The 11,815-nt window shown below is 51.5% G+C and carries 9 protein-coding genes; 7 read left to right on the top strand and 2 right to left on the bottom strand.

The genetic code is table 11. From position 1 onward, the window contains the following. Window positions 1-20: 20 nt before the first annotated feature. On the bottom strand, window positions 21-470 hold the full coding sequence (gene ndk / locus IXB28_RS15260; protein ID WP_215619470.1) for a nucleoside-diphosphate kinase: 450 nt from the start codon (window positions 468-470) through the stop codon (window positions 21-23). Between the two features lie 348 nt (window positions 471-818). Further along, window positions 819-1,559, bottom strand: coding sequence for a cytochrome b/b6 domain-containing protein (locus tag IXB28_RS15255; RefSeq protein WP_215619469.1), 741 nt, complete (start codon window positions 1,557-1,559; stop codon window positions 819-821). 407 nt (window positions 1,560-1,966) lie between these two features. On the opposite strand from IXB28_RS15255, the gene IXB28_RS15250 reads away from it, so the two are divergent. The 7 genes from IXB28_RS15250 to IXB28_RS15220 all read left to right on the top strand — a co-directional run bounded on the left by IXB28_RS15250 (window position 1,967) and on the right by IXB28_RS15220 (window position 11,796). Beyond that, window positions 1,967-2,107, top strand: coding sequence for a hypothetical protein (locus IXB28_RS15250; protein WP_215619468.1), 141 nt, complete (start codon window positions 1,967-1,969; stop codon window positions 2,105-2,107). An 88-nt stretch (window positions 2,108-2,195) separates the two neighbouring features. After that, on the top strand, window positions 2,196-4,007 hold the full coding sequence (locus IXB28_RS15245) for a PDC sensor domain-containing protein (RefSeq protein WP_215619467.1): 1,812 nt from the start codon (window positions 2,196-2,198) through the stop codon (window positions 4,005-4,007). 681 nt (window positions 4,008-4,688) lie between these two features. Continuing rightward, complete coding sequence (locus tag IXB28_RS15240) at window positions 4,689-6,584, top strand: hypothetical protein (protein ID WP_326521069.1); 1,896 nt, start codon at window positions 4,689-4,691, stop codon at window positions 6,582-6,584. Between the two features lie 104 nt (window positions 6,585-6,688). Next, complete coding sequence (locus IXB28_RS15235) at window positions 6,689-7,210, top strand: pentapeptide repeat-containing protein (protein ID WP_215619465.1); 522 nt, start codon at window positions 6,689-6,691, stop codon at window positions 7,208-7,210. A gap of 432 nt (window positions 7,211-7,642) precedes the next feature. Further along, the gene (locus IXB28_RS15230; protein WP_215619464.1) at window positions 7,643-8,737 is read left to right on the top strand and encodes a sensor histidine kinase; all 1,095 of its coding nucleotides are present in this window, start codon (window positions 7,643-7,645) and stop codon (window positions 8,735-8,737) included. A gap of 163 nt (window positions 8,738-8,900) precedes the next feature. Continuing rightward, the gene (locus IXB28_RS15225; protein WP_215619463.1) at window positions 8,901-9,578 is read left to right on the top strand and encodes a response regulator; all 678 of its coding nucleotides are present in this window, start codon (window positions 8,901-8,903) and stop codon (window positions 9,576-9,578) included. 367 nt (window positions 9,579-9,945) lie between these two features. Next, window positions 9,946-11,796: an ABC transporter ATP-binding protein gene (locus IXB28_RS15220; protein WP_215619462.1), complete on the top strand. Its 1,851-nt coding sequence runs from the start codon at window positions 9,946-9,948 to the stop codon at window positions 11,794-11,796. The last annotated feature ends 19 nt before the right edge of the window (window positions 11,797-11,815 follow it).

Below are 11,815 nucleotides of genomic sequence, written 5' to 3'. Positions count from 1 at the left end.
GCTTCAAGGGCTAGGTGGGGTTATTCGTATAACCAGCTCTTAGCGCAAGATTCCCAGGTGGCTAGCTCCTCTTCGGAGAACCAGAGGGCAATTTCTGACTGGGCCGTTTCGATGGCATCGGAACCGTGGATGATGTTGCGGCCGATGGTAACGCCGTAGTCCCCACGGATGGTGCCAGGAGCGGAGGTGATGGGGTTGGTGGCACCGATCAGGGTGCGGGCGGAGGTGACAACGCTGTCGCCTTCCCAGACCATGGCCACAACGGGGCTAGAGGTGATGAAGTCTACTAGGCTGCCAAAGAAGGGGCGCTCTTTGTGGACACCGTAGTGCTTTTCCGCTAACTCACGGGAAACGGACATGAATTTCATGCCCACTAGGGAAAATCCTTTAGTTTCAAATCGGCTAATAATATCGCCAATAAGACCGCGCTGAACACCGTCAGGCTTGATCATGATGAAAGTGCGTTCCACAGCTTTGCTCCTAACAATACGTTTATTGAGTTTCAAAAGAACACCGCGCTATTGAGTCGGTGTGCCCTATAAGGGTTGGGGCAGGCATCATCCACACTGGATGATTTGCCCCGCAATAGAGCCAGATCTAGGGTATATCCCTTTGCGGTCATTTTACGTATTGCTCTTGGAAAGATCCGGCATCTAACTACGATGCTTTCGTTTGAAATGTCCAGACTGACCTCTGCCTTCCGTCCTTGTTGGGCCTTGCTGACCTAGGTGGGCCAGGCATCTACCCATGGCCTCTGGCACCCCTGGCTTGGGTCTGGGCCCTGGCGACTGGCTCTGGCGACTGGCGAAGCCCATGGGCTAGATGCCTACGGTGTTGAGGAGGCCTAGCAGTTCCTTGGTGAGGGAAATGAGCCAGGCGGCGATCAGGCTGAACCAAATAATCAGCTCTAGTTTGGGTCGCTTAGACATAATGCTGATGGGGTCTGACCAGGAACTGAGTTGGGTATTCGACCACCAGGCTAGGATGTGATTTTTCCAGAGTTTGGGGCTATCTTGGGCTAGGAATTTGCTATTTAGCATGGATAGCAAAAATGGGATGCCCCCGACTTTGGCATTCATTAATAGGTGGAGCGCGATCGCAACTCCCATCACTACCCAGGATATTAAATGACCGTAGTACCAAAAATGGTCAAGTTCTCCCTGGGGCAGCCATTTTTCGTCCATCATCTTGCCACTAAATAGGGCAAATGTTAGGGCTAAGAGGGTGACAGTATTGACACAGCGACTCAGGGTATACCACCAGACTGGCGTGCCAATTTTCTGCGTCAGTTGGGGCAGAGAGTCTGCCTGTCCTAGACGTTTGTGGCCCCGGCGAAAGGCATAGAAAACAAACGCTGGAAAAATCAACAACGTGTATAGACCAAAGGTACCGTGGATACCTTCAATCTCTTGGTAGTTGGGTAGCGGCAACTGGCCCCAGCGCCCATCGTAGGTATTGTAGGTCCAAGCAGCGGTCACCATAGCCAACACCAGGCACAGTCCAGTGATGCCATGGAGACAGCGAAGCAGAAACGGTTGGTAAAGAAAAGGGGGCTTCATGAACAGCCAAACTGCTCTTTGAGCAGGCGTGATAGCTCCAGCGACAATCCGAGAAAATAAAATGTTCCACGGAATCTTTTCTTGTTTTTCTCCGGTTCTCGTTATATCAAGGATGATTCCTTTAAAGTTTTAGCGGGTTTGTTGTCGTGGGTTTGAAGTTTGGGTATGGATCTAGTGAAGTAGCTACAAAGAGATACCCATCATACGGATTGGTATTAATAATGGAAGCATTAGGGTAATAGTTGTATCTATCACCGGGTATCAATTAGTCGAATGTACGGATTCCTATTGAACCGGAGCAGTTGGTAATTCTGGGGATACGGGTTTTTGAAAAACTAAAATCATGGTCTTTTTCCTTGAAGTCATGGCTTAACCAGCCTGTTCGGATTAAACCGTGAAGTAGTTTCTTGACAGTTCCCAACTACCCAGAAATTTCTAGCGGCAATATAACAATCATCAAATATGCCGTTACTGATGTGGATGATGATGTCCTCTGTTTAACCGCCTTAGTGCCTGCCCTAAACAGAGGACATCATCCCGAAGATTAGTAATGCCTTAGCTGTTTATTGGGCGTTGCGGCAGTTTTCTTGCAACAGTATTGACCTGCTAATGTCCGTCCCCTATTAATTTACTGTCATGCGTTCTAAAGTATCGAGTGCTAATTCAACTACCCCGACTACAACTCCTGCTGGCCCCGCCCAACTTACTAAGCAGCAAACGAATTGGCAGAAAAACCTATTGGGATGGTTACAACTACATTCGTTTGGTGGCCGTCTGTTTTGGATGATTATGCTAGGTGCCCTCACCGGCATCGGCGGCATGGCATTTCTCTTTAGCGAGATGATTAAATACCAGGCTGAAGAGCAGGTGCGTAGTACCCTCGACGGTAAGGTTAATGCCATTGCTTCGGTCACAGAGGCCGCAGAGACATTGGCCTATGGCTTGGGCGTCAGCGCGACCACCCTCCACGAGCGCAAGGCCCAATATCCAGATACCTATCGCGAGCTAACGTTGCAGTTGTTTGAACGACGACCAGAGTTTGTGGTGGGGTTAGGTCTGGGGCAGCGAGAGAATGGCTTAGTTGCCAACCAAGCCTGGCTATTTCCCTACTACTGGGTCAATTCCCCTGGCGAAAACTCTTCGGGGCGTCAGGCCCCTGTCCAATACGAAGACTTTGCCGATGACGATGGAGAATTCTATCCGGAGAGTCAGCGTTTCCGAGAGTACTTTTTACCCCAAAAAGAAGTTTGGACCGATCTCTACACGTCCAAGAATAACCAGCTGCTGACCTACTATTTCCCCTTATTGTCCAGTGAAGGTCGATGGTTGGGGAGCACGTTGGTCGATATTGATGCCAGCTACCTGCGGGATCTGTTAGATGTCCCCGTATTTCGCAAGCAGGGGAATTTTATTCTTTTGACCCGTTCGGGACAGGTGATTGCCGATCCTGCCGATGCCGATGCTGGGCCCCAAACCTATGAAGACATTGCTGATTTAAAGGATTTTTGGTACGACTCCACCTTTGAAGACACTGGCTTTTTTGAAGGGGAAGCGGGCTACTGGGCCTATGCCAGTGTGCCAGGGCAGGACTGGTTGGTGTTTGGCTTTGTTCCCTATGCTGCGGTCTTTAATCGCATTGCCCTGATTACCCTGACGGCAACAGGTTTGATGGTGGCACTGTTGTCGGTGGCCATTTCCCTAGCCATTCGTAATTTGGGTCGTCGTCTGCGGCCGGTGCTCAATCAGTGTAACCAGCTGGCCAAAACAGATGACAATCTGTTGGCCCAGTGGGATAACCAGGATGATCTCAATCAACTATCCTTGGCCTTCTTCAATATGTTGGAGAAGCTGAACCTAAACCAGGAGACGATCCGCCGTCACGAGCAAAAAATTCAAACAGAAACGCTCCATGCTGGGCAAGTGTCCGAGCAGTTTGAAGGATTTGCCACCTTATTTAGTGATCAGGCCGAGGAACAACAGATGCTGCTGCGCCATGTTCAGGAACTGGGGGCCCAACTGACTAATAACTCCCAGTCTGTGGATATTCAGCTAGATGCCCTGAGCACCATGGGCCGAGCTCTGGATGGGGAACTGCGACGGGTGCCCGCCCATTCGTCAGAAACATTGGTCATGCTGGAGCAGCAGCTGCAGGAACTATCCCGTGCCATCAATCGGGTAGAGCATCCATCGGCGACCCAGCTTCAGACCCTGGCGAGTTTGGCGTCGCAAAATATTGCCACCTTGAGGGCCCACGACCGACGCTGGCCCTCCATTGACAGTCTGCAGCAGCAGACGGGCAACATCACCAAGGCAGGGGAAGTGGCCGCAGAAGGTGCCCGGTCCATGGTGGATACGTCTAGATCCATGACTGAAAAGTTGACTAAGGTGGAGCGCATTGCCAACCTGCTGACCCAGCGTGCCAAGTCGGTCCTGTCTGCGCTGGATTAACCGGTCTGCCCTAATTAAATATGCGAGCTAATTTTTTAGTTTGAGCCATGGAAACCAGGAGTTAGAAGCTTTCTAACTCCTGGTTTTTGTATGGGAATATTCCCTAGGTCTGGCCAGGGTTTCCTTGGCGCTAAAAATGTCATTAAACGTTGATTTCGGGGAGAGAGAAAAATAAATCGGCCTGAATTAGCTGATTTATTCGGATTTATGGCAGAAAAAATCAATATTTGTGCGAGGCATAGGGGGCAGATCCCCTGGGATTTGTCTATAATTCGGAAAACGAGATGTCCGTAATTCTGGCTAGTTATTTCTATGGTTGGCCAGAGTTGTCTTAGCTGAGAGCTAAATAAAAAGCCTCGCCAACAGGGCGTTAGGGCATTCGAGGGTGTTGAATTTACCGCTATAAAGGCGATATGTATAAACCGCCTTCACATTTTGCGTGCTTATACGGTTAAGCTGTGAAGTCGGCCCTTAAAATTGGGATAATTTATATAAAGCCTATAATTTGAACACAGTGGCATTTCTTGTATTGACGCAGGTTTTGCCCTTATGGAAGATAGCTATAATTCTTGACTTATGTCCTCCTTGAACTTGCCCACACCTGAGCAACCACCGTCGCTTGAGGCAGACTCTCCAGTTGTTCCTTCTATAGCACCGAATTTTTATCCTAAGCGTGGGCCCGTGGGTACGTTGAGAGGCTGGTTACGGCTAAATTCCTTTGGTGGTCGGCTGTTTTGGATGATTATGCTGGGGGCCCTGGCCGGTATGGGGGGCATGGCATTTTTGTTTAGTGAGATGCTGAAGCGCCAGGCTGAGGATCAGGTACGCAGCAGCATCGACAGTAAGGTTAATGCGATCGCATCGGTAACCGATTCAGCCGAAACCCTGGCCTATAGCTTGGGGGTAAGTGCCACCACCCTGCACGAGCGGGGGGCCCAGTATGCCGATACGTACCGTGAACTGGTGCAGCAACTGTTTGAGGGCCGCCCGGACTTCGTTGTTGGTTTGGGTATGGGGCAAAGTGAAAAAGGCCTGCTGGTCGGTCAGTCCTGGCTGTTTCCATACTATTCCGCTGCGGCAGGCACATCGGCTGATGATGAGTCCGACGCGATTCGCTACGAAGACTTTGCCGACGGTGAGGGCGAGTTTTACCCCGAGAGCCCGCGCTATGAAAAATATTTTGTGCCCCAGCGCGACATTTGGACTGAACCCTACCAGAATGAGAAAACTCAGTTTCTGACTTACTACTATCCCCTGTTCAACCAAGAGGGCAACTGGTTGGGCACCACCTTGGTGGATATTGATGCCGCCTATCTCAATGGCTTGCTCGATGATGCGGTGTTTCAGCAATCGGGGAATTTCTTCCTGGTGACCGATGCCGGCCAGGTGATTGCCAACCCCACTCGCGCCGTCGCCGACCTCCAAAACTACGACAGCATTCCGGGCTTGGCCAAAATCTGGCAGCGCATTGATGGTGAAACATCGGGCTTTGTCAGGGGCGATGCCGGATTTTGGGCCTACACGAATGTGCCGGGACAGAACTGGCGACTGTTTGGGTTTGTGCCCTACAGCGCTATCTACGGTCGCATTGTTAGGATTGCTGCCATCACCACTGGCCTAATGGGTTTGCTGCTGGGCACGGTCGTCTTTTTTGCAATTCGTAAGCTCAACCAGCGGATTAAACCCATTTTGCTCCAGGGCAATGAGTTTGCGGCCCGCGATCGCGACTCGTTGCTGCCCGCGTCGCCTCAGCAAGATGAGCTAGAGCAGCTGTCCCTATCTTTCTTCAATATTCTCAATCAGGTCAATTTGCACCAGGATACAATCCGTCAGCAGGAGGAGGCCATTGCCCAGAGCAATCGCCATGCCGATCAGGTGACCGAAAAGTTTTTAGCCTTTACCACTCAAGTGGACGAAGAGGTGAAGGAGCAACAGGTGCTGATTGATCGGGTACAGCAGCAGCTGACGGACCAGGCAGATCAATATCGCTCGGTGGACAGTCGTTTAGATGCGCTGTTTACCCTGGCCCAAACCCTGGGGGGCTTTTTGGAAAGTTTGCCGTCGGAAGAGGACGCTGCCGAATTGTTTGATGCCTTAGATCAGCGGATTTTGGCCCTGACCGGCACCCTAGATACGGCGCACCAAACCGATAGAGCCCATTCCCAGGCGCTGATTAACCAATTGATTGCCGATGTGGCCAATTTGAAGGTATACGACCGGCAGCGCCACTCCCTGGAAAAGCTCCATGGCCAAACCAGCGATCTGACCCAGGCGAGGCAGGCCACCATTGCCAAATCCCAAGCGATGGTGACGGCGGCCCAAACCATGCGCCAGGTGTTGATGGAAATTGAGTCGATTACCACCACCCTAAATCGGGATACGAAGCAAGTGTCCGATATGCTATGGGGCGATTTGCAGCAGCAGCCCAGCTCCAGCAGCAGCTCGATGCCGTTGATTGTCAATACCCCCTTGGACACCCTGGATGTGGATGATGAGCTGAAGCAGCTCGATATGCTGATTGCTCAAGATTCCGAAAATATTAGCAACAATCTAGAAATTAACGATATGGCCCCTTGACCTGCTGTGGCGGCTGCTAAATTCCCTTAGAATGGTATCGGTAATCGCCGTAGCGACACCGCAGTAGCGACACCGCAGTAGCGACACTTGCAGGAGCATTCTCGATGGTAAATTGGCGGCGATTAGGCCTAAGGGCGCTGGTAGGTTGGTTGAGCCTTTTAGGGATAGTCGCGCTGGTAACCCTGGGGGGGCCGTCGGCTGCGATCGCAGAGCCTGGGGTGATCAACTACACCCTGACCGACCTGACCGGGCGGAACTTTGAAAATGCTGACCTGGCCGGCACGTCTTTAGCTGCCGCCGAGGTGCGGGATGCTAACTTTCGTGGCGCTGACCTCAGCACCACCATTTTGACCAAAGCCAAATTTATTCGCACCGATTTGACCGGTGCGAACCTATCGGATTCCTTTGCCGATCGGGTGGAATTCACCGGATCTGATCTGACTAACGCGATTATTACGGACGCCCTGATGACCAGTAGTACATTCGCAGATGCGGAAATTACGGGGGCCGATTTTTCCTATACGATTTTGGATCGATTTCAGGTGAACTATCTGTGCGATCGCGCCGAGGGCATAAATCCTGAAACCGGTGTAACCACTAGGGAAAGCCTGGGTTGCGACGACTAACGTAGGGCGGCAATAACAGCCTTAACAACCCGCAAATAATAAAAAGACTCGCTCCTCACGCAAGTGGAACGAGTCTACGATAGCGAACATGTCAACGAAATGCGCTTGTCCTTAGCCTAGGCTGTAGTTCATTTCAAGGCCAATTGGTCAAAGGTCTAATCCCTTGAAACTACTGACTAAAATCAAGACCATTTTTGGAGTTTGCGTAATCACACTCGGTTCTGACCCAAATTTTGAGGGGTGAGACCATCGGACGCCACAGGGCTCAGCCATGCATGTTTGTATGAATTGGGAGAGATGCGTGTTTACACCTAAATTTCCTGAAATACTTGCATATTGATAAAAATATGTTGATTCTAGATAAGGGCACAGGTGTTCAAGTAACCGCAATCGATACCCCATTCATTGGGTTCAGGTGGGAGTCAGTTAAGCATGTATCCAACACCCCCTTCACGCGCTAATCATCAATCGGAAATCGCATCTGCTGACATTCGACAGTTATGTCAGTCTCAGATTGAACGTCTGAGTGAGAAATTGCCAGTCCTAGACGTTTGGTTAGTATGTTGGAATCAGCTGGAAAATAAGCACGATATGCTGTCCTATCGGCATAATAGTGAGGCAGAAGCAAAAGTAAGGCTATATTTGGACTCTGAACGTTGGATTAGCGAAAATTTGCCATTTTTGGAACTGAAGCATTTATCGCTTAATTCCGATGATTCCCAGGCCTATGTGTGCGGTTTGGGTAAAACAGACACCCATTGGGACTACCTATTATTGTTGACTGAAAACCATATTTCTCGGCCACAACAGGATGTTGTTCGGGATAATGCCCAACTGCTGCAAAAATATCTCACCCTATATCAAGACTATCTGCGGCAACGGGCAAAAGTTCAGTTGTTAGAACAAGCAATACACCAGGCAGAACATCAGTTAAAGACCCCCCTCTCTTTAATTCGCCTCTATGCGGAGACGATTGTTCTAGGGGCAGAACATGAAAATGAGCGGCAGCAGGCCGGGTGTATTCGGCAAATGGTTGATGAGGTGACCGCCAAGCTAGGGGAGTTGTTGCACTGTGGTAAACAAGACTGTCTGCAACGGGAGACCTATGAGCTTTCGGATCTGTTGACGAAGGTGTTAACTCAGCTAGCGCCAGTCATACAACAAAAACAGTTAAATCTGATACAACCAGTCAAATCCATGTCTGTAACGGTGGACGGCTGGCAGTTTGAGCAGGTGCTACACAATCTTCTGGACAATGCGATTCACCACAGTCCGCAGGGGGGCACCCTGACGATTCACTGGCAGGACTATGGTGAGACCATGCTGGTGTCGGTGAGCGACCAGGGACCCGGTCTAGGAGCACTGGGCAGCCATCAGCTATTTCAGCCTTTTTATACCAAGCGACCCGGTGGCACTGGGTTAGGGCTTGCGATCGCAAAAAAGATTGTTCTCGACCATCGAGGCAGTATTGATGCTGAAACCCTTCCCGAAGGAGGTGCCAGATTTTCAGTCTGCCTACCATGCTAGGGCTGGAGAATCGTTTTTTGTGATGCCAAGAGCATGCCATATCTTACCTGTGGCCGAGATTACGAACATCATTGCCAAGAGGTTGGCATAAACATGCATAACCTTCTATTCAGAACCGTACTAAAACATGTATTCGTCACCCATATGTTTAGACGCATCCGTAATGACTGATGCTATTTCTGTTCTGGTAGTTGATGACCATGCCGAGTTTCGGCAAGGTTTACGCACACTACTGGGCTTTTACACTGATGAAGCTGCGTCCTTTGAAGTCGTGGCAGAGGCCAATTCGGCTGAGCAAGCCATAGAAATGCTAGAGGCCCATAACCCGAAAATTGCCCTATTGGATATGGATTTGGGCGAAGGTACCGGGCTAGACGTGTTACAGCGGCTCAAGACCCTAGGGTTGGAGACCCGGGTGTTGAGTTTGTCCGCCCACTGCGAAGATGAATGGATTTTTCAGGCGATGCAAGCGGGGGCGAAGGGGTACGTGGCTAAAGACAAACTCGCAACACAGCTCTATGACGCCCTGCGCACCGTTCTCCAGGATGAAATTTATTTAGATCCCCAGTTGACCAGTCGTTTTTTCCGACTGTTCCACTCCTCCACCTCCATTCGGCCGGTGCCCATCGAGGGCACGAAAATTCGCCTCACCGATCGCGAGCGTGAAGTGCTTTATTGGCTGGTGCAGGGGGCTTCCAACGAAAACATTGCGAAGGAGCTATACATTACCGTCGCGACGGTGAAGGCACACCTGACCGCCGTGTTCGAAAAATTGAAGGTGCGCAGTCGTACCCAGGCCATTGTCAAGGCCCTTAAGCTGGGGCTGGTGGAAGCTGATTAGCCGGGACGGCGCCCACCCCCACCCCACCCCCTCGGATAAATGCCGGTAAAACGCGCTAGGGTATATGTCTGTGAGCGTTGCTAACCCTGGAGATAATCTCCGGGATAAGGGGGTAACAATTTAAGCTGGGAAATTCAGATGGGGAATGAATGCGGAATGCGGAGTTCGGAATGTGGGGTTCGGGATGTGCCACTTTTCTAACTGTCGTGTTCTGACTCTTCTATTTCCAGGTAATCTATCCCGCTTTAGTTGATACCTGCCTGGGGCAATTGCGCCTCGGCTGCACCCTGCCCGCCAAGGCCGACTCCACGAGTCGCTGCGCCTTGTCCGCTCGCAATGGCGACTATTTCCGTGTCTTTTGTTTTCCGTGCGTTCTACCTTCTCTACATTTGTTTCCCGCTATCGTCGATACTACATTGAAATCCTTAGCCTTCTAGGCAATACTCCCCGGTTAATTCATCTGGTGTGGGATGCGGCACCTGGCTGGCTGCTGTTGCGCATTGCTGTCACCCTGGGGGCGGCCCTAGTGCCTGTAGTACAGCTATATATCAGTAAGCTGGTGGTCGACCAGGTGGTGCTTATTTTAGCCAGTGATGCCCCTGGGTTTACGCCATCGCTGATCATGTTGGTGGGGGTGGGGTTTGGCCTGTTGCTAGTGCAGGAGGTCTTGAGTCAGCTAAATCGGCTGGTCAATCGTATCTTGAACGATCAGTTTTTGCTCCATGCCAATGTGCAGCTGTTGCAACAGGCCATGCGGTTAGACCTGGCCCACTATGAGTCGTCCGAATTCCATGATGTGCTGAACCGGGCCCAGCAAAGTGGCAGTAACTATCCGGTGCGGGTGGTGGAGCTGCTGGCCCGCATATTGGGCAGTGGCACCCGCCTGGCCGGGCTGCTCACCCTGTTGCTGCGGTTTAGCCCCTCTGTGATGCTGCTGTTGCTGCTGAGCGTGTTGCCGACGCTGTGGGTGGGTATTCGCTATTCTCAGCGGCGGTTTTGGATGAGTCGTCGCCAAACACCCTCCCGACGGCTGGCGGACTATTTCTATGAGGTGCTGACCGATCCTAAGTATGTCAAAGAGGTGCGGTTGTTTAACCTGGGCCACCACATGGTGGAGCAATACCGCACCATTCGTCAGGAGTTTAACCAGGAGTCGCGGCGGTTGGCCCAGCGGCAGTCTCTGGCCCAGCTGAGTATTGAGCTGTTGGGCGGTGTTGGGTTCTATGGTGCCTATGGTTTGGTGCTATGGCAAACCATTCGTGGCCTGGTGACCCTGGGGGACCTGACTCTCTACGCGGGGGCATTTCAGCAGGCCCAGTCGCTGATTGAGTCGCTGTTGGTCAGTCTGGCCACCCTGTATGAATATAATCTCTATGTGTCCCAGTATTTTGAGCTGTTGGATATTGCCCCTGAGGTGACCAGCCCGCCCCAGCCGCATCCCTTTCCCCAGCCGATGACCCGAGGCCTGCAGCTACGGGACGTGTATTTTACCTATCCAGGGTCTGAGCAACCCACCCTGAAGGGCATTAACCTGACGGTGGCCCCCGGCGAATGTATTGCGCTGGTGGGTTTAAATGGGTCGGGTAAAACAACGTTGTTAAAGTTATTCACTCGCCTTTACGATATTGACCGTGGCGCGATCGAGATTGATGATATCCCCCTGCAACAATTTTCCCTGGGGGATCTGCGCAGCCAGATTGGTGTCTTGTTTCAAGACTTTGCTCGCTATGCCCTCGATGTGCAAGACAATATTGGGTTTGGTAATTTGCCCCAGCGGGACGATATGGAGCAAGTTACCCAAGCGGCCGATGGGGCCGGGGCAATTCCTGTGATTGAGCAGCTAGAGGAGGGCTATCAAACTATTCTTGGCAAAATGTTTGCGGGGGGGGTGGATCTTTCCGGTGGCCAGTGGCAAAAGATTGGCCTAGCCCGAGCGTTTATGAGCGATGCCCAGATTCTGATTTTGGATGAGCCCACAGCGGCGGTGGATGCGATCGCAGAGCACGATCTGTTTCAACGCTTCCGTCACCTCACCCAGGGCAAAATGACCTTTCTCGTCAGCCATCGGTTTTCCACCGTACGCATGGCGGACCGCATTGTTGTCTTAGAGCAAGGCAAGATTACAGAAGTAGGCACCCACGACCAGCTCATGGCCCAACCAGGTCGATATGCCGAAATGTTTGAGCTCCAAGCCGAAAGCTACTTAGGCAAAGGATAGTCCGCCCTGGCTCAACATA

The sequence above is a fragment of the Leptothoe kymatousa TAU-MAC 1615 genome (genome assembly GCF_018739865.1).
Classification (GTDB): domain Bacteria; phylum Cyanobacteriota; class Cyanobacteriia; order Phormidesmidales; family Phormidesmidaceae; genus Leptothoe; species Leptothoe kymatousa.
Note: the sequence above shows the minus strand (reverse complement) of the source record. Positions and strands in the feature narration are given on the sequence as shown.

What these genes read in the sequence shown, in the direction of transcription:
- IXB28_RS15255 (WP_215619469.1), bottom strand. Translation starts at nt 1,559, where the DNA reads ATGAAGCCCCCTTTTCTTTACCAACCGTTTCTGCTTCGCTGTCTCCAT.
- IXB28_RS15245 (WP_215619467.1), top strand. Translation starts at nt 2,196, where the DNA reads ATGCGTTCTAAAGTATCGAGTGCTAATTCAACTACCCCGACTACAACT.
- IXB28_RS15235 (WP_215619465.1), top strand. Translation starts at nt 6,689, where the DNA reads ATGGTAAATTGGCGGCGATTAGGCCTAAGGGCGCTGGTAGGTTGGTTG.
- IXB28_RS15230 (WP_215619464.1), top strand. Translation starts at nt 7,643, where the DNA reads ATGTATCCAACACCCCCTTCACGCGCTAATCATCAATCGGAAATCGCA.
- IXB28_RS15225 (WP_215619463.1), top strand. Translation starts at nt 8,901, where the DNA reads ATGACTGATGCTATTTCTGTTCTGGTAGTTGATGACCATGCCGAGTTT.